General features: G+C 68.5%; 18 protein-coding genes and 1 riboswitch. All 18 genes read right to left on the reverse strand.

Translation table 11 applies throughout. The features are described from left to right. Window positions 1–38 precede the first annotated feature (38 nt). The gene (locus AS25_RS00975) at window positions 39–698 is read right to left on the reverse strand and encodes a 3-oxoacid CoA-transferase subunit B (RefSeq protein WP_035959783.1); all 660 of its coding nucleotides are present in this window, start codon (window positions 696–698) and stop codon (window positions 39–41) included. Then, window positions 695–1,393, reverse strand: a complete 699-nt coding sequence (locus tag AS25_RS00980; protein WP_035959791.1) for a 3-oxoacid CoA-transferase subunit A — start codon at window positions 1,391–1,393, stop codon at window positions 695–697. The genes AS25_RS00975 and AS25_RS00980 overlap by 4 nt, the downstream gene beginning before the upstream one ends. Window positions 1,394–1,425: 32 nt before the next feature. After that, a complete protein-coding gene (locus AS25_RS00985; protein WP_035959800.1) occupies window positions 1,426–2,637 on the reverse strand; it encodes a thiolase family protein in 1,212 nt (403 codons plus the stop codon). 141 nt (window positions 2,638–2,778) lie between these two features. Further along, a complete protein-coding gene (locus AS25_RS00990; RefSeq protein WP_052160594.1) occupies window positions 2,779–3,177 on the reverse strand; it encodes a carboxymuconolactone decarboxylase family protein in 399 nt (132 codons plus the stop codon). Between the two features lie 146 nt (window positions 3,178–3,323). Then, window positions 3,324–4,112, reverse strand: coding sequence for an alpha/beta fold hydrolase (locus AS25_RS00995; RefSeq protein ID WP_035959807.1), 789 nt, complete (start codon window positions 4,110–4,112; stop codon window positions 3,324–3,326). Continuing rightward, window positions 4,109–5,551, reverse strand: a complete 1,443-nt coding sequence (locus AS25_RS01000; RefSeq protein ID WP_035959815.1) for a lyase family protein — start codon at window positions 5,549–5,551, stop codon at window positions 4,109–4,111. Before AS25_RS01000 ends, AS25_RS00995 begins: the two co-directional genes overlap by 4 nt. Next, the gene (gene pcaG / locus AS25_RS01005) at window positions 5,551–6,123 is read right to left on the reverse strand and encodes a protocatechuate 3,4-dioxygenase subunit alpha (protein ID WP_035959822.1); all 573 of its coding nucleotides are present in this window, start codon (window positions 6,121–6,123) and stop codon (window positions 5,551–5,553) included. The genes AS25_RS01000 and pcaG overlap by 1 nt, the downstream gene beginning before the upstream one ends. Then, window positions 6,116–6,928 (reverse strand): protocatechuate 3,4-dioxygenase subunit beta, encoded by an 813-nt coding sequence (pcaH, locus tag AS25_RS01010; protein WP_035960353.1) that lies wholly within the window; start codon window positions 6,926–6,928, stop codon window positions 6,116–6,118. The genes pcaG and pcaH overlap by 8 nt, the downstream gene beginning before the upstream one ends. A gap of 45 nt (window positions 6,929–6,973) precedes the next feature. Beyond that, window positions 6,974–8,173, reverse strand: a complete 1,200-nt coding sequence (locus AS25_RS01015) for a 4-hydroxybenzoate 3-monooxygenase (RefSeq protein ID WP_035959831.1) — start codon at window positions 8,171–8,173, stop codon at window positions 6,974–6,976. A 189-nt stretch (window positions 8,174–8,362) separates the two neighbouring features. Then, entirely contained in the window at window positions 8,363–9,136 is a 774-nt protein-coding gene (locus AS25_RS01020) for an IclR family transcriptional regulator (RefSeq protein WP_035959834.1), read from the reverse strand. 146 nt (window positions 9,137–9,282) lie between these two features. Continuing rightward, window positions 9,283–13,173, reverse strand: coding sequence for a DNA-directed RNA polymerase subunit beta' (locus tag AS25_RS01025; RefSeq protein ID WP_035959838.1), 3,891 nt, complete (start codon window positions 13,171–13,173; stop codon window positions 9,283–9,285). A gap of 65 nt (window positions 13,174–13,238) precedes the next feature. Then, a complete protein-coding gene (gene rpoB / locus AS25_RS01030; RefSeq protein ID WP_035959842.1) occupies window positions 13,239–16,748 on the reverse strand; it encodes a DNA-directed RNA polymerase subunit beta in 3,510 nt (1,169 codons plus the stop codon). Between the two features lie 239 nt (window positions 16,749–16,987). Next, a complete protein-coding gene (locus AS25_RS01035; protein WP_035959847.1) occupies window positions 16,988–17,731 on the reverse strand; it encodes an MBL fold metallo-hydrolase in 744 nt (247 codons plus the stop codon). Window positions 17,732–17,865: 134 nt separating this feature from the next. Beyond that, on the reverse strand, window positions 17,866–19,011 hold the full coding sequence (gcvT, locus tag AS25_RS01040) for a glycine cleavage system aminomethyltransferase GcvT (RefSeq protein ID WP_035959853.1): 1,146 nt from the start codon (window positions 19,009–19,011) through the stop codon (window positions 17,866–17,868). Beyond that, window positions 19,008–21,911 (reverse strand): aminomethyl-transferring glycine dehydrogenase, encoded by a 2,904-nt coding sequence (gcvP, locus tag AS25_RS01045; RefSeq protein ID WP_035959861.1) that lies wholly within the window; start codon window positions 21,909–21,911, stop codon window positions 19,008–19,010. Before gcvP ends, gcvT begins: the two co-directional genes overlap by 4 nt. Window positions 21,912–22,072: 161 nt before the next feature. Continuing rightward, window positions 22,073–22,207, reverse strand: a riboswitch (glycine riboswitch). 158 nt (window positions 22,208–22,365) lie between these two features. Then, on the reverse strand, window positions 22,366–22,752 hold the full coding sequence (rplL, locus tag AS25_RS01050; protein ID WP_035959869.1) for a 50S ribosomal protein L7/L12: 387 nt from the start codon (window positions 22,750–22,752) through the stop codon (window positions 22,366–22,368). Window positions 22,753–22,874: 122 nt separating this feature from the next. Then, complete coding sequence (gene rplJ / locus AS25_RS01055; protein WP_035959878.1) at window positions 22,875–23,408, reverse strand: 50S ribosomal protein L10; 534 nt, start codon at window positions 23,406–23,408, stop codon at window positions 22,875–22,877. 305 nt (window positions 23,409–23,713) lie between these two features. Further along, window positions 23,714–24,562, reverse strand: a complete 849-nt coding sequence (gene fdhD, locus AS25_RS01060; RefSeq protein WP_035959885.1) for a formate dehydrogenase accessory sulfurtransferase FdhD — start codon at window positions 24,560–24,562, stop codon at window positions 23,714–23,716.

Here is a 24,562-nt window from a genome sequence, read left to right on the forward strand (position 1 = left end):
ACGCCATCGGCACACTACCCGGCAGACTACCGCGCGGGTCACCGGGCGGGGGTCAGCTCCACGTCCACCTGCTGGGCGAGTTCGTCGAAGCCGACGCCGAAGGTCTCGCGCACCGTGACCTTGCCGTCCTCGAGGAGGAACACGCCGAGGTCCGTGTAGATCCGGGACACGCAGCCCACGCCCGTGAGCGGCATGGTGCATTCCTTCACGAGCTTCGACTGACCCTTCTTGGTCTTCAGTGTCATCATCACGAAGGTCTGCTTGGCGCCGGTGGCGAGGTCCATGGCACCGCCCACGGCGGGGATCGCGTCCGGCTTACCGGTGTGCCAATTGGCGAGGTTGCCCTGCTGGTCCACCTGGAACGCACCCAGCACGCAGCAGTCCAGGTGACCGCCGCGCATCATGGCGAACGAGTCCGCGTGGTGGAAGTATGAGCAGCCCTCGGTCTCGACCACGGGGATCTTGCCGGCGTTGATCAGGTCCGGGTCCACCTCGTCCCCGTGGGCCTCCGCACCCATCCCGAGCATCCCGTTCTCGGTGTGCAGGGTGACGTCGTCCTCGGCGCTGAGGTAGTTGGAGACCAGGGTGGGCTGGCCGATGCCCAGGTTCACGTACGCCCCGGCGGGGATGTCCCGCGCCACGACCTCCGCGAGTTCCTCCGGGCTCAACGGGTGATCACTGTTCTGCGGAACGCTCATGCCGCACCTTCCTCTCGCGGGTCCTGCTGCTGGGGCCGGTTGATCTGCACCACGGTGTCCACGTAGATCCCAGGGGTCACCACAACCTCGGGATCGATCTGCCCGCGCTCCACGATGTCGCTGACCTGCACGATGGAGTGCGTGGCCGCCGCAGCCATGATGGGGCCGAAGTTGCGCGCCGTCTTGCGGTACACGAGGTTGCCGGCCTTGTCCGCCCGGTACGCCTTGGTCAGGGAGAAGTCCGCGTGGATGGGGTACTCGAGCACCTGGTGCTTGCCGTCCAGCTCGCGCACCTCCTTGCCCTCGGCCAGGGACGTGCCGTAACCGGTGGGCGTGAAGAACGCCCCGATCCCGGCACCGGCAGCGCGGATCCGCTCGGCGAGGTTGCCCTGCGGGACGACCTCGAGCTCGATCTCACCGGCGCGGTACTTCTCATCGAAGTGCCACGAGTCCGACTGGCGCGGGAACGAGCAGATGATCTTCTGCACGCGGCCCAGCTGGATCAGCTTGGCGAGACCCACGTCCCCGTTGCCGGCGTTGTTGTTCACGACCGTGAGGTCCTTGGCGCCGTGTTCGATCAGGGCGTCGATGAGTTCCACGGGCTGACCGGCCACACCGAAGCCGCCGATCATCACGCACGCACCGTCGTGGATGAGCTCCACGGCCGCCGCGGCGCTGTCTGCAATGTTGAGCATGGTGTGCCTTTCTCGAAGAGGTTGGAGGGGTCTCAGCCCTGGGCGTTCTCGTTCTCGAGCACCACCGCGAGACCCTGCCCCACGCCGATGCACAGGCTGGCCACGCCCCAGCGCTGCCCGCTCTCCTGCAACCGGCGGGCCAGGGTCCCCAGTACGCGGGTCCCGGAGGCGCCGAGCGGGTGGCCGATCGCGATGGCCCCGCCCCACTGGTTGACGATGCCCTGGTCCACGCCCCACTGGCGCAGGCACGCGAGCGACTGCGCGGCGAAGGCCTCGTTGAGTTCCACGGCGGCGACGTCGTCCCACGTGATCCCCGCGCGGCGCACGGCGATGTTCGCTGCCTCCACGGGTGCCTCGCCGAAGAACTGCGGTTCGTTGGCGGCGGCACCGCGGCCGGCGATGCGGGCGATGGGCTCGCGCCCGAGCAGCTGCGCACCGCGCTCGCTGCCGAGCCACACGGCGGACGCGCCGTCGTTCATGGGAGAGGCGTTACCGGCGGTGACGGTCGCGTTGTCGCCGCTGCGGAACACGGTGCGCAGACCGGCGAGCGTCTCCGGGGTGGAGTCCCCGCGCACGGTCTCGTCCCGGGTGAGCTCCACGCCCTTCTTGGTGTTGGGGGCCACGCTGACCGTGAGGTCGTCGTACTTGCCCTCGTCCCACGCCTTGGCCGCGAGCTGGTGGGAGGTGGCCGCGAACGCGTCCTGGTCCTCGCGCGAGATGCCGTGCTTCTCGCGCAACTGCTCGGTGGCCTCACCGAGGGACACGGTCCACTCGCTCGGCATGTTCGGGTTCACGAGGCGCCAGCCCAGGGTCGTGTTGGCGAGCTCCAGGTTCTGCATGGGGTAGGGCCGCTCGGTCTTGGGCAGCACCCACGGCGCGCGGGACATGGACTCGACGCCGCCCACGAGCAGCAAGTCCCCTTCCCCCACCTCGATCTGACGGGAGCCCATCATCGCGGCGTCCAGGGACGAACCGCACAACCGGTTGATCGTGGAGCCAGGGACGGACACGGGCAGACCCGCGAGCAGCGTGGCCATGCGCGCCACGTTGCGGTTCTCCTCACCGGCGCCGTTGGCGTTGCCGAAGTAGACCTCGTCGATCGTGGCGGGGTCCAGCTCGGGTGCGCGTTCCACGAGCGTGCGCACCACGAGGGCCGCGAGGTCGTCGGGACGGTGGCTCGCGAGCGCGCCACCCACCTTCCCGAACGGGGTACGGATGGCGTCGTAGACGTATGCGTGGTTCATGGGGATCCTCACCGTGGTGACTCACCCGGCCGCGGCCGGGGCGGCGCCGGGCTCGGGTGTCCGGTCACCGCGTTGCATGTGTTCAGTCTAGAGCGCAGTGATCGCCATGTGAACACTTGTTCGCATGACGAACAATTCCGGTCAGCCCGAGTACTCCGACAGCGCCTTCTGCGCGTGCTTGAACGCGTTATTGGCGGACGGGACGGAGAGGTAGATCGCGGACTGCAGCAGGATCTCCTTGATCTCGTCCTTGCTCAGCCCGTTGCGCAACGCGGCCTTGACGTGCATCTCGAACTCCTCCCAGTGACCGGCGGCGATCAGCGCGGTCAACACGCATGCGCTGCGCATCCGGCGGTCCAGGCCCGGCCGGGTCCAGATCTCGCCCCACGCGTAGCGTGAGATGAAGTCCTGGAAGTCCTCCATGAACTCGGTCTTCCCGGACTCCGCGCGGTCCACGTGGGCGTCCGAGAGCACCTCCCGGCGCACGGTCATCCCGTCCTGCAGGGCCTGTGCTTCGGTGCGTTGCGAGCGTGGGTTCATGTCTGTTCCTCGTTCCTGGTCTCGTGGTGGTCCGTGTCGTCGTTCCCGAGGTCGTGGCTCGTCATGCCGCGTCTCGTGAATCCGTGTCTCGTGCGCTCGCGGCTCCCCGCGGGTGCCGCGGATTGATCGAGCGCGCGGGGACCGCGTCAGCGCGCGGCCGCCACGAGCTCCGCGATCGTGTGGGCCACGAGCTCGGGTGCGGCCACGGGCACGAGGTGGGCGGCGTCGTCGACGACCTCGCAGCGCGCGTGCAGCGCGTCCGCGAGACCCTGGGCGACGTCGGGCCCCACCATGGCGTCCTGCGCACCGGCCACGACGACGGTGGGCACGGACGCGGGGCGCGTGCGCTCCCGCAGGTCGAAACCACCCAGCGCACGGCAGGCCGCGGCGTAGCTGAACCGGTCCGTCCCCTGCAGGTCGTGCAGCAGCGGGGTCCCGCGTTCCGAGTGCTCGGCCAGGAAATCGGGGGCGAACCACGCCTTGGCGCACCCGATCACCTGGGTGGGGGTGCCGGCACTCGCGACGAGCTCGGCGCGCTCGCGCCACATCCGCGGGTCCGGGAAGTAGTTGCTCGTCGCGATCAACGCCGCGGACGACACCCGCCCGGGATCCTGGGCGAGCAATTGCTGCACCACCGCTCCCCCGATCGAGGTCCCCGCCATGTGCCACGACCGCGCACCGGTGTGCTCGGTGACGGCGTCCGCCACGGCGCGGGCGAGTTCCTCGAGGGTGAATTCCTGCGCGGGATCGCTGACCCCGTGGCCCGGAAGGTCCCAGCCGATCACGTGGAACCGCTCGGCCAGCAGCGGGGCCACGGCCGCGTAGAGATGGGTGACCGAGGTGCCCAGTGCGGGGCCGAGCACCACGAGGGGCGCACCCTCCGCGAGGTCCTGCGGTCGGGTGAATTCCACGAGTCCCGGTGCGGGAACCGTCATGCCGTCGTCCTTTCCTCGTGCCGGGCCACGGCCCGGTCACACAGTTCGCCCGACGCGCCCAGGTAACCGCGCGGGTCCAGCAGGCTCCGGACCCAGCGGGTCACGGACTGCGGGTCCCCGGCGGACACTCCCTCGGGCAGGGTCGGGTCCTCTTCCGCTGCGATCTCCCGCGCCAGGGCGCTCGCGAGCGCGTCCGCGTCCCACGGCTCGGCGCGCACCGCGGCCTGGACGCGCTGTTTCGCGTTCTTGCCCTCGCGCTCGCTCAGCACCGGCGCGAGTGCCGCGCTCAGCTGTTCCGCCATCACACCCGTTCCCGCGCGCTCGAGATTCTGCGCCATGCGCTCGGTGTCCACCGTGAGCCCCCCGGCCAGCTCGGCAGCGTGCGACGACGCCGCCGTGGCCAGTACCGCGAGCTCGCGCAACGCGGCCCATTCGGCATGCCAGCCGCCGTCCGGACGTTCGTCGTCCGCGGCGCTCGCACCCGCGAACACCTGGGACAGCAGCCCCGGGGCGGCGATGCCCGTGCGCTTGAGCAGCACGCTCAGCACGGGGTTCTGCTTCTGCGGCATGGCCGAGGAGACCCCTCGCCCCTCCGCGGTGGGTTCGCGCAGCTCCCCCACCTCCGGCCGGGACATCATGAGGACGTCGTTGGCCATGCGGGCCAGTGCGGCGGTGGTCTGCGCGTAGCCGCTCGCGACCCGCAGCACCGGCACGCGGTCGGTGTGCCACACACCGTTCGGCAGCTCCAGGCCGAGCTCGTCCGCCCAGTGGCCCAGCAAATCGGTGACCCGCCCGAAGGTCTGCTCCGACGTTGCGCCGTCGGAGCAGCGGGCCATCGTGGCGGCCAGGCTCCCGGACGCCCCGCCGTACGACACGGGAAGCCGTGCGGCGAGCACGGCGTCCACGGCGTCGTCGACCGCTGCGAGCCAGGAGGCGGCCTTGAGACCGAAAGAAATGGGGAGTGCGTGCTGGGTGAGGGTCCGTCCGACCATCACGGTGTCGCGGTGCTCGGCCACGAGGCGCGCGAGAGCGTCCCCCGTGCGGGCGAGGTGCGCGAGGATGCTCGAGCGGACGTCACGCATCACCAGCGCGAGGGCCGTGTCCATGACGTCCTGGCTCGTCAGCGAGGCGTGCACCGCACTAATCGGCGCGCCGTTCTCCCCTATGACCGCCGCACGGTAGGCCGCGAGCAGGGGGATCACGGGATTGCCGCCGCCCTCGGACGCCACGGCGAGTTCGTTGAGGGCCGCTTCGTCGAGCGCGACCCGCTGCACGGCGGAGTGGGCGGCCCGAGCGGCGTCGGCCGGTACGAGCCCCGAACGCGACTGGGCCGCGACCCATGCGTCCTCCACACGGAGGATCGCGCGGGCCACGGCGCGGTCGTCTGCGAGCTCGGCGGCTCGGTGGCTCCCCGGGGTGAGAAGACCCGTGAAGATCATCAGATCCCCGGGTACGCCAGGAACACGGTCTCGTCGTCGCCCTGCAGGTGCACGTCGAAGCGCAACGAACCGTCCGCCTGACGCTCGGCGATCATCGAGGCACGCTCGGCCTCTGACAGCGAGTTCAGCAGCGGGTCGTTGGCGAGCGCGTCCGTGTCCTCGGGGAGGTAGACGCGGGTGAACAGGCGGTTCAACAGACCGCGCGCGAACACCGTGAGGCAGATGAACGGGGCCTTGCCGTCCTCGGTGGGGCCGGGGTTGACCGTGGTGAAGTCGTAGTGCCCCACGTTGTCCACCGCCACGCGACCGAAACCGGTGAAGGTGTAGCCGTCCCGCTTGAGCGAACCGGGCTCCTGCGAGACCTGGCCGTTCTCGTCCGCCTGCCAGATCTCGAGCATGGAGTCCGGAACCGGCGTGCCGTGGCCGTCGTACACCGTGCCGTGCAGGCGCACGGCGTTCGGGTGCGAACGGTCCACGAGGAACTCCCCGCCCTCGTAGGGCAGCGCGTAGCCGTAGAAGGGTCCGATGGTCTGGCCCGGGGTGGGCACCAGGCGCTCAGTGTTCTCAGACATTGCTGTCGTCCTCCGTCCAGGTTCGGTTCGAACCGCTCAGCACGATGTCCCAGCGGTAGCCGAGCAGCCATTCGTGCTCGGAGATGTCGTGGTCGTAGTCCGCCACGAGACGCTCGCGCGCCTTGGGGTCCACGATCGACTGGTAGATGGGGTCCAACGCGAACAGCGGGTCACCCGGGAAGTACATCTGGGTGATCATGCGCTGCGTGAAGTCCGTGCCGAACAGCGAGAAGTGCACGTGCGCGGGGCGCCACGCGTTGAGGTGGTTCTTCCACGGGTACGGGCCCGGCTTGATGGTGATGAACGAGTAGGAACCGTCGTCACCGGTCAGGCAGCGGCCCACGCCCGTGAAGTTCGGGTCGATCGGGGCCGGGTGCTGATCGCGCTTGTGGATGTAGCGACCGGCGGCGTTGGCCTGCCAGATCTCCACGAGCTGGTTGCGCACGGGGCGGCCGTCGCCGTCCAGGATGCGCCCGGAGATCCGGATCCGCTCACCGATGGGCTCGCCGCCGTCCTGGATGGTCAGGTCCGACTCCAGCGCGTGCACGTCCCGCTGGCCGAAGGCGGGCGCGTAGAGCTCGATGGTCTCCGGGTCCGCGTGGCGGGGGTCCTTGGTGGGGTGACGCAGGATCGAGCTGCGGTACGGGGCGTAGTCCAGACGGGGCTGGGTCTCCTCTTTGCCGGCGTTTTCGTACTGCTTGCTGATGGCGGCCATCTCGTCGTTGAGCTGGTTCTGGGTGTCGGCGGCGTCGTCCGCACCCTTGACGTACGGCGGGTCGAAGGTGTCGTCGTTCTCGGTGGTCATGATCATCTCCTTGGGTGAGTGGTTCGGAGTCCAGGTCCGGTGTGCTCAGGTGCGGTCCTGCCAGCCGGTGTATGACTCGGCGAAGTAGCCCGAGCCGTACGTGGAGTTCGTGACGGCCTCGAACTCGCCCCGGCGGCGCTTCATGTTGAAGGGGTTCTCCCCCGGCTGGATGTGCATCAGGTTGGTGACCCAGTACGAGAAGTTCTGGGCCTTCCAGATCCGGTCCAGGGCCTTGGCGGAGTACCCGGCCAACCCGCGCTCGTCACCGGAACCGAAGAACTCGATGATCGCCGGCGCGAGCACCCGCACGTCGCAGAACGCGAGGTTCAGACCCTTGGCGCCCGTGGGCGGCACGGTGTGCCCGGCGTCCCCCACCAGGAACATGTTCCCGTAGCGCAGGGGCTCGCACACGTACGAGCGGAACGGCAGCACGGTCTTGTCGAAGATGGGCCCGCGCTGCAGCTGCAACCCGTCCGGGCCGTCGATGCGCCGCTGCAACTCGGTCCAGATCCGCTCGTCGTCCCAGTCGTCCACGTTCTCGTTGGGGTCGCACTGGAAGTACATCCGCTGCACGGTGTCGCTGCGCTGCGAGATCAACGCGAAGCCGTACTGCGAGTTCGCGTAGATCAGCTCGGGGGCCGACGGCGGCGCTTCGCACAGGATCCCGAACCACGCGAACGGGTACTCGATGAAGTTGTCCGTGCGCACGTCCTGCGGGATCTGACGCTTGCAGATGCCCTTTGAACCATCCGCGCCCACGAGCAGGCGGCTACGGATCTCGAGCTTCTCGCCGTCCTTGGTGGTGCACAGCACCGTGGGCTGCTCCGTGGTGAGGTCCCGGACCTCGGTGTCCGTGACCTCCCAGCGCACGTCGCCGCCATCGCGCTCACGCGCCGCGGCGAGATCCACGAAGACCTCGTTCTGGGGGTACAGCCACACGGACTGGCCCACGAGCTTCTGGAAGTCGATCCGGCGGCTCTCGCCCTCGAAGCGCAGCACGGTGCCCTCGTGTTCGTGCCCGTGTGACAGCACGCGCCCGTCCACGCCGGTCTCCGCGAGCATCTGCACGGTCCCCGCCTCGAGGATGCCCGCGCGGTGGGTGTTGGCGATCTCGTCGTGGCTGCGTTTCTCCACGACCACGTTGTCGATCCCGGCCCGGTACAACAGGTGGGAGAGCATCAATCCGGCGGGCCCCGCCCCCACGATGGCCACCTGGGTGTCGATGACTGTTCGCTCCTCGAGCATGTGTCCTCCTTGCGCACGTGTTGCGTCACATTATGTTGGAGTCACATGGCGCGTATCACATCGATTCCGTTCAACGGGACGTGCGGACGCCTCTATGACGCGGGGGTACGACGACGCTCCGCGGGGTCTGCAGCGCACGTTTCCTATCTCCCCGGCCGCCTTCAGACGCGGATCACCCCGAATCGGTTGTCACAGGGCACCCAGGGCACGGGAGATCCCGTGGCCGGCAACCCGTAACGTTTGCACGATGGCCGAGACGTCCGCGTCCCGCATGTCGCTCAGGGGCAGCACCGCTCCCAGTGCCGCTGCGCGGTGCCCCGGGGGGACCTTGAGCGGGACCGCCACTCCCCCCGTGCCCTCGTCGATGCGTTCGCGTTGGATCGCGTAACCCCGCTGGGCGAAGACCCGCAGGTCCGCCGCGAAGCGCTCCCGACCCGCGAGGGTGCCGGCGGGATCCTCGGCGACCGAGCGCGCCGCGGCGTCGTGGTACTGCCCGATGAAATCGTCCGAACACTGGCACAACAGGGCCAGGCCCGTGGCCGAGCGGTGCAGCGGCAACCGGCCCGCCACGATCGAGCGCAACGGGACCGCGGAATCGCTCGCCGCGATCCGTTCGGCGAACAGGACGTCGTGGCCTTCGATCACCCCCACGTGCACGTGTTGGCGCAGCACCGCGTGCACGTCCGACATGAACGGGATCGCGGCGGCCGCGAGGTTCTCTGCGGAGGCCGCGCGCGAAGCGAGCTCCCACAACCGGGTCCCCACGCGATAGGTCTGTGCGGTGCCGGACTCGAGCCACCCCGCGCGTTTCATGTCCCCCAGGATCCGGTGCACCGTGGAGGACGGCAGGCCGGTGGCCGCGCAGATTTCGCGGAAGGTCAGCTCGGGGCGCGCGGGGCCGAACGCGTCCAGGACACGGTCGAACCGGGTGATCAGGGATTCACCGGACGCAGAGTTGGCCATTCTTCGCCTCCGTTCATGGGCCCGCGCACGTCTTCCCCGCTCCAGCCTACGACCCCGCGGGTCCGGGGCAACGGGTACGCGAGAGCCCGGGTGGCCCTCCCCGAAGGGAGGCCCACCCGGGCTCTCAGATCACACGCCTATTCGGCTCAGTGACCGCCGAAATCGTAGTCGTCCAGGGGGATCGCCTGGAACTCGGAACCGAGCCCCCCGGCGTTCTCCTCGGCGTAGCTGAAATCGGCGAACGCGGAGGGATCCGTGAACATGGAGGCCTTGGCCTCCTCGGTGGGCTCCACGTCCACGCTGTTGTACCGCTCAAGACCGGTACCGGCGGGGATGAGCTTACCGATGATCACGTTCTCCTTCAGACCCAGCAGCGGATCCGATTTGCCCTCCATGGCGGCCTGCGTGAGCACACGCGTGGTCTCCTGGAAGGACGCGGCGGACAGCCACGAGTCCGTGGCCAGCGAGGCCTTGGTGATGCCCATGAGCTCGGGACGCCCGGCCGCGGGCCGCTTGCTCTCCGCCACCGCGGCGCGGTTGGCCTCGAGGAAGCGCACGTTGTCCACCAGCTCACCCGGCAGCAACGCGGTGTCGCCGGACTCGATGATGGTCACGCGCCGCAGCATCTGGCGCACGATGACCTCCACGTGCTTGTCGTGGATGCCCACACCCTGGGAGCGGTACACGCCTTGGACCTCGTCCACGAGGTGCTTCTGCGCCTCGCGAGGACCGCGGATGCGCAGCACCTCCTTGGGGTCCACGGCACCGGTCACGAGCTGCTGACCGACCTCCACGTGATCACCGTCCGCGACGAGCAGCTTGGCACGGCGCAGCACCGGGTAGGCGAACTCTTCGTCGCCGTTGTCCGGGACCACGACGATCTTGAGCGACTTGTCCGTGTCCTCGATGCGGATCCGTCCGGAGACCTCGGAGATCGGGGCCACGCCCTTGGGCGTACGGGCCTCGAACAGCTCCTGGATACGGGGCAGACCCTGCGTGATGTCACCGTCCGAGGACGCCACACCACCGGTGTGGAACGTACGCATGGTCAGCTGGGTACCGGGCTCACCGATGGACTGGGCGGCCACGATGCCCACGGCCTCCCCGATGTCCACCAACTGGTTGGTGGCCAGGGAGCGGCCGTAGCACGCGGCGCACACGCCCACGGCGGACTCACACGTGAGGACCGAGCGCACGCGCACCGTGTCCACACCGGCGGTGTAGAGCTTGTTGATCATGGCGTCGGACATGTCCACGCCGGCCTCGGCAAGCACTTCGCCGTTTTCGTCCGCCACGGCGCTGGCCAGCACGCGGCCGTGCACCGTGTTCTCGATGTCCTCGTGCAGCGTGCGCACACCGGTGTCGGTGATGTCCGCGAGCGGCAAGGTCAACCCGCGCACCGTCTGGCAATCGGACTCGCGCACGATCACGTCCTGCGAGACGTCCACCAGACGACGGGTCAGGTAACCCGAGTTGGCGGTACGCAGAGCGGTGTCCGCGAGGCCCTTACGAGCACCGTGGGTCGCGATGAAGTACTCCAACACGGACAGGCCCTCACGGTAGGAGGACTTGATCGGTCGGGGCATGATCTCGCCCTTGGGGTTCGCCACCAGACCACGGATACCCGCGATCTGACGCACCTGCATCCAGTTACCACGGGCACCGGAGGAAACCATCCGGTTGATCGTGTTCCCGGCGGTCAGGTTGTTGCGCATGGCCTCGGCGACCTCGTCGGTGGCCTTGGACCAGATGTCGATCAGCTCGGAACGGCGCTCGTCGTCGTCGATCAGACCCTTGTCGTACTGGCCCTGGATGCGCGCGGCCTGTGCCTCGTAGCCCTCCATGATGGCGGGCTTCTCCGGCGGCGTGGCGATGTCCGAGATGGCCACGGTCACACCCGAGCGGGATGCCCAGTGGAAACCGGCGTCCTTGAGGTTGTCCAGCGTCTTGGCCACCTGCGTCATGGGGTAGCGCTCCGCGAGATCGTTCACGAGCGCGGACAGGTGCTTCTTGTCCGCGACGTTCTCGTCCCACGGGTAGTCCGCGGGCAGCGTCTCGTTGAACAGCACGCGACCGAGCGTGGTCTCCACGACGGCGGGCTGACCCTGCTCCCATCCCTCGGGGGCTTCCCACCCGGCGTACGGCACGAAGTCCTCGAGCTCGATCTTGCAGCGCGAGTTCAGGTGCAGCTCACCGGAGTCCGCGGCCATGATGGCCTCGGCCACGGAGGAGTAGCTGTTGCCCTCCCCGGCCCAGCCCTCACGCACGGTGGTGAGGTGGTACAGACCGATGATCATGTCCTGCGAGGGCAGGGCGATCGGCTTACCGTCCGACGGCTTGAGGATGTTGTTCGAGGACAGCATCAGCACACGCGCCTCGGCCTGCGCCTCCGGGGACAGCGGCAGGTGCACGGCCATCTGGTCACCGTCGAAGTCGGCGTTGAACGCGCCGCACACGAGCGGGTGCAGCTGGATGGCCTTGCCCTCCACGAGCTGCGGCTCGAACGCCTGGATGCCCAGACGGTGCAGGGTCGGTGCGCGGTTGAGAAGCACGGGGTGCTCCGTGATGACCTCTTCCAGCACGTCCCACACCTGCGGGCGGTAGCGCTCCACCATCCGCTTGGCGGACTTGATGTTCTGCGCGTGGTTCAGGTCCACGAGGCGCTTCATCACGAAGGGCTTGAACAGCTCCAACGCCATCTGCTTGGGCAGACCGCACTGGTGCAGCTTCAGCTGTGGGCCCACCACGATCACGGAACGACCGGAGTAGTCCACGCGCTTGCCCAGCAGGTTCTGACGGAAGCGGCCCTGCTTGCCCTTGAGCATGTCGGACAGCGACTTCAGCGCACGGTTACCGGGGCCCGTCACCGGGCGACCGCGGCGGCCGTTGTCGAACAGCGAGTCCACGGCCTCCTGCAGCATGCGCTTCTCGTTGTTCACGATGATCTCGGGCGCACCGAGGTCCAGCAGCCGCTTGAGGCGGTTGTTGCGGTTGATCACACGACGGTAGAGGTCGTTGAGATCGGAGGTCGCGAACCGGCCACCGTCCAGCTGCACCATGGGGCGCAGTTCCGGCGGGATCACCGGGACGGCGTCCAGCACCATGCCGAGCGGCGAGTTGTCCGTGGTCAGGAACGCGTTGACCACCTTGAGGCGCTTGAGGGCGCGGGTCTTGCGCTGGCCCTTGCCCGTGGCGATCGTCTCGCGCAGGGCCTCGGCCTCCGCGGCGAGATCGAAGGTCTCGAGGCGCTTCTTAATGGACTCGGCGCCCATGGAACCCTCGAAGTACATGCCGTAGCGGTCCACCATCTGGCGGTACAGGGCCTCGTCACCCTCGAGGTCGTTGACCTTGAGGTTCTTGAAGCGGTCCCAGACCTTCTCGAGGTAGTCGATCTCGCGATCGGCGCGCTTGCGCACGTTAGCCATCTGACGGTCCGCGGAGTCACGCAGCTTGCGCTTCTCGGCGGCCTTGCCGCCCTCCTCCTCGACGCGCGCGAGATCGTTCTCGAGGTCACGGGCGATCGCGTTGATGTCCGCGTCCCGGGTGTCCTCGAGCTGCTTCTTCTCACGGTCGATCGCGGCCTGCAGGTTGGGCAGGTCGTCGTGACGGGCCTGCTCGTCCACGGACGTGATCATGTACGCCGCGAAGTAGATGACCTTCTCGAGGTCCTTCGGGGCGAGGTCCAGCAGGTACCCCAAGCGCGAGGGCACGCCCTTGAAGTACCAGATGTGGGTCACGGGAGCGGCGAGCTCGATGTGGCCCATCCGCTCACGACGCACCTTGGCGCGCGTGACCTCCACGCCGCAGCGCTCGCAGATGATGCCCTTGTAGCGCACACGCTTGTACTTACCGCAGTAGCACTCCCAGTCCCGGGTGGGACCGAAGATCTTCTCGCAGAACAAGCCGTCCTTCTCGGGCTTGAGCGTGCGGTAGTTGATGGTCTCGGGCTTCTTGACCTCGCCGTAGGACCAGCCACGGATCTGATCCGCGGTCGCGAGGCCGATACGCATGAGGCCCAGTGAAGAATCGTTGGACATAAGGTCCTGTCCCTCTTTCTAAAATCCTGAAGTGTGTTCGGGCTGATCGATGAACGAAAGGGGTCTCAGACCTCTTCAACCGAGCTGGGCTCGGAGTGGGAGAGGTCGATACCGAGTTCGTCCGCAGCCCGGAAGCTGTCGTCCTCGGAATCACGCATTTCCACCGCGTTACCGTCCGCGGAGAGGACCTCCACGTTCAGGCACAGGGACTGCATTTCCTTGATGAGCACCTTGAAGGATTCGGGCACACCCGGTTCGGGGATGTTCTCGCCCTTGACGATCGCCTCGTACACCTTGACGCGGCCGTGGACGTCGTCCGACTTGACGGTGAGCAGTTCCTGCAGGGTGTAGGCCGCGCCGTACGCCTCGAGCGCCCACACCTCCATCTCACCGAAACGCTGACCGCCGAACTGCGCCTTACCGCCCAGCGGCTGCTGGGTGATCATGGAGTACGGACCGGTGGAGCGCGCGTGGATCTTGTCGTCCACCAGGTGGTGGAGCTTCAAGATGTACTGGTAGCCCACGGACACGGGGTCCGGGAACGGCTGACCGGAACGGCCGTCGTAGAGCTTGGCCTTGCCGGAACGCCCGATCAGGCGGTCACCGTCCCGCGTGGGGTTGGTGTGGTCCAGCAGGTCGAAGATCTCGTCCTCGCGAGCGCCGTCGAACACCGGGGTGGCCACGTTCGTGGGACCGGTGGACTTCGGGAAGTCGCTCAGACCGTGCAGCCACTCGGGGTCGCCCTCGATGTTCCAGCCCTGCTTGGCGAGCCAGCCGGTGTGGACCTCGAGCACCTGGCCCAGGTTCATACGACCGGGCACGCCCAGCGGGTTCAGGATCACGTCCACGGGGGTGCCGTCCTCCATGAACGGCATGTCCTCGATGGGCAGGATCTTGGAGATGACGCCCTTGTTGCCGTGACGACCGGCGAGCTTGTCGCCGTCCGTGATCTTGCGCTTCTGCGCCACGTACACGCGCACGACCTGGTTGACGCCGGCCGGGAGGTCGTCGTCCTCGTCGTCGCGGTCGAACACGCGCACACCGATCACGGTGCCGGACTCGCCGTGGGGCACCTTGAGGGAGGTGTCACGGACCTCGCGGGACTTCTCACCGAAGATCGCGCGCAGCAGCCGCTCCTCCGGGGTCAGCTCGGTCTCGCCCTTGGGCGTGACCTTGCCCACGAGGATGTCGCCGGCCTGGACCTCGGCACCGATGTGGATGATGCCGCGCTCATCCAGGGCGGAGAGCACCTCTTCCGACACGTTGGGGATGTCACGGGTGATCTCCTCGGCACCGAGCTTGGTGTCGCGGGCGTCGATCTCGTGCTCCTCGATGTGGATGGACGTCAGGACGTCCTCGGAGACCATGCGCTGGGACAGGATGATGGCGTCCTCGTAGTTGAGGCCCTCCCAGGACATGTACGCGATCAGCAGGTTCTTGCCCAGTGCGAGTTCACCGTGGTCGGTGGAGGGCCCGTCCGCGATCACGGTGCGGGGCTCCACGCGGTCGCCCTCGGAGACGATCACGCGCTGGTTGTACGTGTTGCCCGGGTTCGAGCGCACGAACTTGTTGATCGGGTAGAGCTTGGTGGTGCCGTCGTCGTTCAGGACTGTCACGAGGTCCGCGGAGACCTCCTCGACCACACCGGACTTGGTGGCCAGCACCGAGTCGCCGGCGTCCAGGGCCGCGTAGCGCTCCATGCCGGTACCCACGAGCGGGGCCTCGGACGTGAGCAGCGGCACGGCCTGACGCTGCATGTTGGCGCCCATGAGCGCGCGGTTGGCGTCGTCGTGCTCGAGATACGGGATCAGGGCGGTGGCCACCGACACCATCTGGCGCGGGGACACGTCCATGAACTCGATGTCCGTGGGGGCCACGAGCACCGCTTCACCCGAGCCGTCGGAGGCACGCGCGAGGACGGCGTCCTCGGCGAAGCGGCCGTCGTCGGTCAGCGGGGCGTTGGCCTGCGCGATGGTGAGCCCGCGCTCGTCGTCCGCGGTGAGGTAGACGACGTCGTTGGTCACGGTGCCGTCCACCACGCGGCGGTAGGGCGTCTCGATGAAGCCGAACGGGTTGATCCGCGCGTAGGTCGCGAGCGAACCGATCAGACCGATGTTCGAGCCTTCCGGCGTCTCGATCGGGCACATGCGGCCGTAGTGCGAGGGGTGCACGTCACGGACCTCCATGCCCGCCCGATCGCGGGAGAGGCCACCGGGACCCAGTGCGGACAGGCGACGCTTGTGCGTGAGGCCCGCGAGCGGGTTGTTCTGGTCCATGAACTGCGACAGCTGGGAGGTCCCGAAGAACTCCTTGATCGCGGCCACGACCGGGCGGATGTTGATCAGGGTCTGCGGCGTGATCGCCTCGACGTCCTGGGTGGTCATCCGCTCGCGCACCACGCGCTCCATGCGGGACAGACCCGTGCGGATCTGGTTCTCGATCAGCTCGCCCACCGCGCGGATGCGACGGTTGCCGAAGTGGTCGATGTCGTCCACGTCCACGTGGATCTCACGGGCCTCGCCGTCACGCGTGCCGGGCATGGTGGAGCCGCCGTCGTGCAGGGTCACGAGGTAGCGGATCATGGCCACGATGTCGTCGAGGGACAGCACCGAGGCGTCCGAGTCCGTGAACGGCTTGTCCAGACCGAGCTTGCGGTTGAGCTTGTAGCGGCCCACCTTGGCGAGGTCGTAGCGCTTGGGGTTGAAGTACATGTTGTCCAGCAGGGACTGGGCGGCGTCCACCGTGGGCGGCTCCCCCGGGCGCAGCTTGCGGTAGATGTCCAGCAGCGCCTCCTCACGGGTCTCCGTGGTGTCCTTCTCCAGCGTCGCGCGGATGGAGTCGAACTCGCCGAACTCCTCGAGGATCTTGGACTCGGTCCAGCCCAGCGCCTTGAGCAGCACGGTCACGGACTGCTTGCGCTTGCGGTCCAGGCGCACACCCACCTGATCGCGCTTGTCGATCTCGAGCTCGAACCACGCACCGCGGGACGGGATGATCTTGGCGGAGTAGATGTCCTTGTCGGACGTGCGGTCCTGGCCCTTCTCGAAGTAGGCACCCGGGGAACGCACGAGCTGGGAGACGACGACGCGCTCGGAGCCGTTGATCACGAACGTGCCCTTCTCGGTCATCAGGGGGAAGTCGCCCATGAACACGGTCTGCTGCTTGATCTCGCCCGTGTTGTTGTTCATGAACTCGGCCTTGACGTACAGCGGGGCCGAGAAGGTCGCGTCGCGGTCCTTGCACTCGACCATTGTGTACTTGGGGTCGTAGAACTCCGGCTCGGAGAAGGACAGGGACATGGTGCCCTGGAAGTCCTCGATCGGGGAGATCTCCTCGAAGATGTCGGACAGACCGGAGGTCGTGGGAACGCTGGTGTCACCCGCCTCCTGGGCTTCGACCACGCGTGCCTGCCAGCGCTCGTTGCCGACCAGCCGATCGAAGCTGTCGGTCTGCAGAGCGAGCAGGTTGGGGACGTCCAGCGGTTCGTGGATCTTCGCGAAGGAAACGCGGCGAGGAGTGTTGTCACTCGTGGGGTGGTTGGCGGAGACGTTCGTATCGGTGCTCGAGGCGACCAAGATGTGATCCTTCCACAGACATGCAGTGAATACGCGAGGTTCCCGGGGAGAGAAAAAGGGGCCGGTTTTCGATGCTCGTCGACAACCGCCCCTGCGGCGCCCACCGCTATATGAAGGCACGCATGTATAAGGGACAACGCAAAGTACTAGCTTAGGCGAACTGCACCCGTTTGTCCACACCGGTGCTCGACGAAATCCCGTCCGGGCCGTAAGATGCCCGCCCCTCGGGCGGCGCCCCCTCAGGCGACCCCGTTCTCCCGGGCCAGTTCGACGGCGCGTCCCACGCCTTCACGCCACGGGTCGCCGTGTCCGGGCAGCACCAGGGTGGCTCCCGTGACCTCGAGTGCGGCGAGGGATTCCACGGCCATCGCGCTGTCCGCGGTGGCGGCGCGGGCCACGATGCGGGGGCCCGTGAGACCCGAGTAGGGGTCCAGGGTCACGAGCGCGTCCCCCGAGATCACGGCGTCCGCTGTGGGGACGTACAGCGCGCAGTGCCCGTACGTGTGGCCCGCGGTGAACACGACCCGCGGGCGGCCCGGGACGGGGACGGTCTCCCCCGCGGTCAGCTCGCGGGTCACGGTCACGCCCCGCACCATCGCGGCGCCACCGGCGATCATGGACGCGAGGATCGGCACGGCGCGCGGGTGACGCAGCGGGTAGACGGCCGTAGGGTTCTCGTGCGCGTAGCTGTAAGGGTGTGCCGCGAGGTGCTTGTCCCGCTGGTGGGCGTAAACGGGAATCCCGAGCCGGTCCACGAGTTTCGCGGCGACCCCCACGTGGTCGAAGTGCGCATGGGTCAACACGAGCGCTTTGATGTCCTCGGGGGCGTGGCCGAGTTCGCGCACGGCCCACCCGAGTTCGTTCCACACCCTGGGCAGACCGGCGTCCACGACCGTGAGGCCGTCCGAGTCCTCCAGGACGTAGCAGTTCACGTTGTGGTTCTGGATCATATGGATCCCGGGGGCGACGTCGCGCAGGAACACGGCGTTCTCCTTGTCCGTCCCGCCCCGATTACACGGGGCGGGACCCTCACCGGCCCGCGCGGTCCTCGGAACGTGCACGGCGGAGCGGGCCTGCCTAGAGACTACTCCGGGCGGCTCGCTCCCCACACCACCCTTCAGGACCGCTTGTAGAAGGGCAGCGCGGTGCGCGTGACCTCCACGGCGCGCCCGCGTGCGTCCTGGACGCTCACCTCACCGGCGTCGATCCCGTCGACGGCGTCCGTGGCCACGAGCGCCATGGCCACCGGCTTGCCCAGCGTGGGCGAGGGCAGCCCGCTCGTGACCTCACCCACGGTGCGCTCCCCCACGTGCACGGTGTAGCCCGCGCGCACGGGTTTGCGACCCAGGCCCTCCAGACCGATGAGGGTGCGTTCGGGCGTGCCTTCCAGCATCGCCGCGAGCACGTCCTCGCCGACCGTGGTGGTGCCGGCCTCCGCCTTCTTGCGCAGGGCGATCTCCACGAGCTTGCCGAGTCCCGCTTCGACCGGGGTGATCTCCGTGGACAGTTCGTGACCGTACAGCGGCATCCCGGCCTCGAGCCGCAGGGAGTCGCGCGCCGCGAGACCCGCCGCTCCCACGGGGGCCTCCTCCGTGCCGAGCTCGGCCGCGGTCGCCAGGAGCGCGTCCCACAGCACGGGCGCGTCCTGGTTGTCGCAGTACAGTTCGAAACCGTCCTCGCCCGTGTACCCGGTGCGGGCCACGAGCACGGCCACGTCCGCGCAGCGTGCGCGCACGCACGCGTAGTACTTCAGCGCGGCGACGTCCTCGGCCGGTTCCAAACGCGTGGCCTCGAGCACCTCGAGGGCGCGCGGGCCCTGGACGGCGATCAGCGACGTCGCCGGACCGCTGTCCGTGACGCGCACGTCGAAGCCCTGGGCGCGCTCCTGGAGCGCACGCACGACCGTCTCCTGGTTGCCCGCGTTCGGCACCACGAGGTATTCGTCCTCGTCCGTACGGTAGGTAATGAGGTCGTCCAGGATCCTGCCCTGTTCGTCCACGATGATCGAGTACTTGGCGCGGCCCACCGTGAGCCCGGAGAGCACACCCACGAGGGCGTGGTCCAGGAACGCGCCGGCCTGCGGACCCGAGACCGAGACCTCCCCCATGTGGGACAGGTCGAAGATCCCGGCGCCGCGGCGCACCGCGTGGTGCTCGGCGGTGTCGCTCGCGTAGCGCACGGGCATGGTCCAGCCACCGAAGTCGGTGAACCTCGCCCCCAGCCGCTCGTGGGCCTCGTACAGTGCGGTGCGCTGCTCGCTCATCGGGTCTCCTCCTGTGCTACTGCTGCGGTGTCGTACGCGGCGTCGAACGCCTCGATGGGCGGGCACTCGCACACGAGGTTGCGGTCCCCCGCGGCGTTGTCGATCCGGCCCACGGGGGGCCAGTACTTGACCCGGCGCAGGGACGCGACCGGGTAGGCGGCCTGCGAGCGCGGGTAGGCGCGCTGCCACTCGTCCGCGGTGAGCACCTGGGCCGTGTGCGGGGCATTGCGGATCGCGGAGTCCTCGAGGGACACGGTGCCGTCCGCGATCTCCTGCATCTCCGCGTGGATCGTGCGCATCGCGGCGATGAACCGGTCCTGTTCCTCGAGGCCCTCGGACTCGGTGGGCTCGACCATCAGGGTCCCGGCGACCGGGAACGCGAGCGTGGGCGCGTGGAACCCGAAGTCCACGAGGCGCTTGCACACGTCCTCGGCCGTGACGCCGGAGGCCTTGGTCATGGGTCGCAGGTCCAGGATGCACTCGTGGGCCACGAGCCCGCCGTCCCCGGTGTACAGCGTGGGGAACACGTCCGCGAGCGCGCGGGAGATGTAGTTGGCCCCGAGCACCGCGGTGCGCGTGGACTCGGTCAGCCCCTGCGCGCCCGTCATGGCGATGTACATCCACGTGATGGGCAGCACCCCCGCGGAACCGTAGGGAGCCTGCGCCACGGGGAAGCCCGCGCCGTGCTCGTCCAGGTCCGCGTCCGCCGGGTTGCCCGGCAGGTACGGCACGAGGTGTTCGGCCACGGCCACGGGACCCACACCGGGCCCGCCGCCGCCGTGCGGGATGCAGAAGGTCTTGTGCAGGTTCAGGTGCGACACGTCCCCGCCGAAGCGGCCGGGCCGTGCCAGACCCATGAGCGCGTTGAGGTTCGCGCCGTCCACGTAGACCTGACCACCGGCGTCGTGCACCGCGGCGCACACCTCGGTGATGTCCGTGTCGTAGACGCCGTGGGTCGAGGGGTAGGTGACCATGATGCCCGCGAGCTCGTCCCCCACCGCCTCGATCTTGGCCGCGAGGTCCGCCTGGTCGATCGTGCCGTCCGCGGCGGTCACCACGACCACGACCTTGAGGTCCGCGAGCACGGCCGACGCCGCGTTGGTCCCGTGCGCGGAGGACGGGATGAGGATCGTCTTGCGCTGACCCTCGCCGCGGGCCAGCTGGTACCGCCGGATGGCCAGCAGACCCGCGAGTTCACCCTGCGAACCGGCGTTGGGCTGCACGGACACCGCCGCGTAGCCGGTGATCTCCGCGAGCCATGTCTGCAACTGCTCGATCAGTTCGGTCCAGCCCCGGGTCTGATCCGCAGGGGCCAACGGGTGGATACTCGCGAACTCGGGCCACGAGATGGGTTCCATCTCCGCCGCCGCGTTGAGCTTCATGGTGCACGAGCCCAGCGGGATCATGGTGCGGTCCAGCGCCAGGTCCTTGTCGGAGAGTTCGCGCAGCCACCGCATGAGCGAGGTCTCGGAGCGGTGCGTGTGGAAGACCGGGTGGGTCATGTACTCGTCCGTGCGCAGCCACTCGTCCGGCAGTGCGTCCGCGCTCGCGGCTTCCCCGGAGTCCGAGGTGCGCGCGCCGCACGCCTCGGACACCGCGGTGAGCACGTCCTGGACGTCCCGCTGCGTATGGGGTTCACCGAAGCTCACGCCCACCGTGTCCTGGTCGATGCGGCGGAGGTTGATCCCGCGGTCCGCGGCCGCGGCCACGATGCCGTCCGCCCGGCCCGGCGCGGAGAAGGTCACGGTGTCGAAGAACCGCTCGTGGGCGACGTCGATCCCGCGCTCCCGCAACCCGGCGGCGAGCTCCGTGGCGAGACCGTGCAGCCGCTCGGCGAGGGCACGCAGTGCGACGGGACCGTGGTGCACCGCGTAGGCCGCGGCCACGATCGCGAGCAAGGCCTGCGCCGTGCAGATGTTGGAGGTCGCCTTCTCGCGTCGGATGTGCTGCTCACGTGTCTGCAGCGCGAGCCGGTACGCGGGTGCGCCCGAGGAATCGGTGGACACCCCCACGATGCGCCCCGGCAGGGAGCGTTCGGTACCCTTGCGGGTCGCCATGAACGCGGCGTGCGGGCCCCCGAAGAACAGGGGCACCCCGAAGCGCTGGGCCGAACCGACCGCGATGTCCGCGCCCAGCTCACCCGGGCTGCGCAGCATGGTCAAGGCGAGCAGGTCGGTGCTCACGGTCACGAGCGCGCCCGCCTCGTGCGCGGCGTCGATCACCGCGGTGGGATCCGTGACGTCCCCGTCCGCACCGATCTGCGCGACGACGACGCCGAAGACGTCACCCTCCGAGACCGCCCGCGCGGCGGCGTCGGGATCACCGAGGTCCGCGGTGACGAGCTCGATGCCCGCGGCGCGGGTGCGGCCCGTGAGCACGGCGAGGGTCTGGGGCAGGCTGCGGCTGTCCACGAGCACACGCGGGCTCTTGGAGCGGCGGTTGGCACGGCGCATCATGAGCACGGCCTCGGCCACGGCGGAGGACTCGTCCAACAGGGACGCGTTCGCCACTTCGAGACCGGTGAGGTCGATCACCGCGTTCTGGAACGTGAGCAGCAGCTCGAGCCGGCCCTGGGAGATCTCGGGCTGGTACGGCGTGTAGGACGTGTAGAACCCGGGGTTCTCCAGGATGTTGCGACGGACCGCTGCGGGCGTCACGGTGTCGTGGTAGCCCTGCCCGATCATCTGGCGCATCACGGTGTTGCGCGCAGCGATCGAGCGCAGGGCTGCGAGGGCCTCGGGCTCGTCGAGGGGTTCCGGCAGGTCCAGGGCGTCCCGGACACGGATGCTCTCGGGGACGGCGCGGTCGATCAGTTCGTCGAGGCTGGCTACCCCCACGGTGCGGAGCATGACGGTCATGTCATCGGCGTCGGGGCCGATGTGGCGTGACAGGAAGGACATACGAGGGTCTCCTGGGCTGCTTGTGGGCGCGCGAGGGCCCGGTGAGTCCTCCCCGCTCTGTATCGCAACCTGAGAGATTTCGCCGGCGGGCGCAGCAGCTCGCGCCCGTCGACCTGCCCCGTCGGTGCTCTCCCCGTGACGGGGTGAGCTCTTCAGAGTGGCCCGGTGCGGCGGTACGGGTGCCTGAGAGATTCCCGGGGAGGGTTTGCTCCTTCGGCGATGGCGCGATGCCCTGCTTTTCCTGGTCACGAGGACCCGGATCACGGGGATCCGCCATGCTCTCCCGCCGCACGGTGACGGCCAGATGGTCACACACAGTTTCGCACATCACACCGCTACGGGGAATGCGCAAAACCCCGCACCGACGATCGGTGCGGGGTTTCGCGGTGATGTCGTGCCGGACGGACCCGGGGGTCACGTCACGGGACACGGCGGGCGCACGAGGCGCCGTGGATCACTTGACAGTGACGGAGGCGCCGGCGCCCTCGAGGGCTTCCTTCGCCTTGTCAGCGGCTTCCTTGGTGGCGCCTTCGAGGACGGCCTTGGGAGCGCTGTCCACGAGGTCCTTGGCCTCCTTCAGGCCCAGGGAGGTCAGGCCGCGAACTTCCTTGATGACCTGGATCTTCTTGTCACCGGCGGATTCGAGGATGACGTCGAACTCGGTCTTCTCCTCCTCGGCCCCACCAGCGTCGCCGCCGGCGGGAGCGGCACCGGCCACGGCCACGGGGGCGGCAGCGGTGACGTCGAAGGTCTCCTCGAACGCCTTCACGAACTCGGACAGCTCGATGAGGGACAGTTCCTTGAAGGCCTCGATGAGTTCTTCGGTGGTCAGCTTAGCCATGGTATTGGCTCCTTACTTGTACGTGGTGCCGGTGCTGGTGGCGCCGGCGAGGTGTGCGTGGGAAGAACACGGGTGTTTCCCGGGCGCTCGCCCGGGACCCCGCAACCGGGTCCCCGAAGGGATCAGGCGGCGTTCTCGCCCTGTTCGTCCAGCTTGGCGCGCAGGGCCTCGGCGGTGCGCACGGTCTTGGACAGCGGGGCCTGGAACAGCGCAGCAGCCTTGGACATCGACGCCTTGGCGGCGCCGGCGACCTTGGCCAGCAGAACCTCGCGGGACTCGAGGTCCGCGAGCTTCTTGATCTCGGACTCGTCCATCGCGACGCCATCCAGGTAACCGCCCTTGACGACCAACTGGGGGTTGTCCTTGGCGAAGTCACGCAGACTCTTGGCGGCCTCGACGGCGTCACCGGAGACGAACGCGATGGCCGAGGGGCCCGTGAGCTTGCCCTCGAACGCGTCGATACCGGACTCGCGAGCCGCGATGGCGGTGAGCGTGTTCTTCACCACGGCGTATTCGGCGTTCTCACCGAGGGAACGGCGCAGCGTCTTCAGCTGAGCCACGGTGAGACCGCGGTACTCCGTCAGGACGGCAGCGTGCGAGTTGGAGAAGAATTCCTTCAACTCCGCAACCGCGGCAGCCTTTTCAGGATTCGCCATGGTGCTCCTTCCTTACATGTGGGTGCCGGCCCGCGTCCCGTACGAGGACACGAAAAAAGCCCCGCGCAGATGCCCGGGGCTCGAGACCACGCCCTGATCACACGCATGAAAATGCGGTTTTGAGGAGCGGAATTCGTGCTGGTTCACCTGCGCTGGACGGTTCACGTTTCCGAGAACCTCTTAGATCGCGCGTACCGGGGCACGCGTGATGACCGGCGGTCTTTGGTGCCTCCACCGTACCCCAGGGCGCGGGCGCCCACCAAATCGGCGGGGCGCGGGCGCCCACCAGATCGGCAGGGCCCGGTTCACTCCTCGGTTCCCTCCCCCGTGATGCGCTCCGGGTGGGTGTAGACGTTGCACCGACCCTTGCGGTTGAACCCCACGACCGTGACCCCGCGCTCCCGCCCGTGGGTCACGGCGAGTGCGGAGGGTGCGCTGACCGCGGAGAGCACGGGGATCCCGGCCATGGCGGCCTTGCTCACAAGTTCGAACGACGCCCGAGCGGAGACCTGCAGGACCGCTTCGTGCAGCGGCAGCAGTCCTCGCTGCACCGCCCACCCGATGACCTTGTCCACGGCGTTGTGCCGGCCCACGTCCTCCCGGACCACGAGGGGTTCGTCCCGGCCCACGGGGAACAGCGCCGCCGCGTGCACCCCGCCCGTGGCGGAGAAGACCCGCTGGTGCTCCCGCAACTCATCCGGCAGGGACACGAGCCGCGCCGCGGTGACGAGTGGACGCGGGTGCGCCACGGGGTACGCGGAGGACTTGACCACCCCGTCCAACGACGGCGTGCCACACACCCCGCACGACGAGGATGTGAACACCTGGCGCTGGGCGTCCGCGCGCGGCCCCGGGGCCGCCGGTGCGAGCCGGACGTCCACCACGTTGTACGTGCGGTGCCCGTCCTGGTCCACGCCCGAGCGGTAGTCCATCTTCACGATGTGCGAGACCTCCGTGATCACGGCCTCGCTCAGCAGCAGCCCCGTCACGAGTTCGAAGTCGTCCCCGGGCGTGCGCATGGTCACGGTGAACTGTTGCCCGTTCAGCCGGATCTCCAGGGGTTCCTCCCCCGCGAGCCGGTCCGGACCCGCGCGCACTTCCCCGTGGGCGTCGAACGTGCGCACGCGGGCGGGGACGATGATCCGAGCGGCCAT

Origin of the sequence: Kocuria marina, from assembly GCF_000786655.1 — a bacterium.
GTDB classification, from domain to species: domain Bacteria; phylum Actinomycetota; class Actinomycetes; order Actinomycetales; family Micrococcaceae; genus Kocuria; species Kocuria marina_A.

Bases quoted from the DNA above. Each gene is read 5' to 3' on its own strand.
- AS25_RS00975 (WP_035959783.1), bottom strand. From the start codon at position 698: ATGAGCGTTCCGCAGAACAGTGATCACCCGTTGAGCCCGGAGGAACTC.
- AS25_RS00980 (WP_035959791.1), bottom strand. From the start codon at position 1,393: ATGCTCAACATTGCAGACAGCGCCGCGGCGGCCGTGGAGCTCATCCAC.
- AS25_RS00985 (WP_035959800.1), bottom strand. From the start codon at position 2,637: ATGAACCACGCATACGTCTACGACGCCATCCGTACCCCGTTCGGGAAG.
- AS25_RS00990 (WP_052160594.1), bottom strand. From the start codon at position 3,177: ATGAACCCACGCTCGCAACGCACCGAAGCACAGGCCCTGCAGGACGGG.
- AS25_RS00995 (WP_035959807.1), bottom strand. From the start codon at position 4,112: ATGACGGTTCCCGCACCGGGACTCGTGGAATTCACCCGACCGCAGGAC.
- AS25_RS01000 (WP_035959815.1), bottom strand. From the start codon at position 5,551: ATGATCTTCACGGGTCTTCTCACCCCGGGGAGCCACCGAGCCGCCGAG.
- pcaG (WP_035959822.1), bottom strand. From the start codon at position 6,123: ATGTCTGAGAACACTGAGCGCCTGGTGCCCACCCCGGGCCAGACCATC.
- pcaH (WP_035960353.1), bottom strand. From the start codon at position 6,928: ATGACCACCGAGAACGACGACACCTTCGACCCGCCGTACGTCAAGGGT.
- AS25_RS01015 (WP_035959831.1), bottom strand. From the start codon at position 8,173: ATGCTCGAGGAGCGAACAGTCATCGACACCCAGGTGGCCATCGTGGGG.
- AS25_RS01020 (WP_035959834.1), bottom strand. From the start codon at position 9,136: ATGGCCAACTCTGCGTCCGGTGAATCCCTGATCACCCGGTTCGACCGT.
- AS25_RS01025 (WP_035959838.1), bottom strand. From the start codon at position 13,173: ATGTCCAACGATTCTTCACTGGGCCTCATGCGTATCGGCCTCGCGACC.
- gcvT (WP_035959853.1), bottom strand. From the start codon at position 19,011: ATGAGCGAGCAGCGCACCGCACTGTACGAGGCCCACGAGCGGCTGGGG.
- gcvP (WP_035959861.1), bottom strand. From the start codon at position 21,911: ATGTCCTTCCTGTCACGCCACATCGGCCCCGACGCCGATGACATGACC.
- rplL (WP_035959869.1), bottom strand. From the start codon at position 22,752: ATGGCTAAGCTGACCACCGAAGAACTCATCGAGGCCTTCAAGGAACTG.
- rplJ (WP_035959878.1), bottom strand. From the start codon at position 23,408: ATGGCGAATCCTGAAAAGGCTGCCGCGGTTGCGGAGTTGAAGGAATTC.
- fdhD (WP_035959885.1), bottom strand. From the start codon at position 24,562: ATGGCCGCTCGGATCATCGTCCCCGCCCGCGTGCGCACGTTCGACGCC.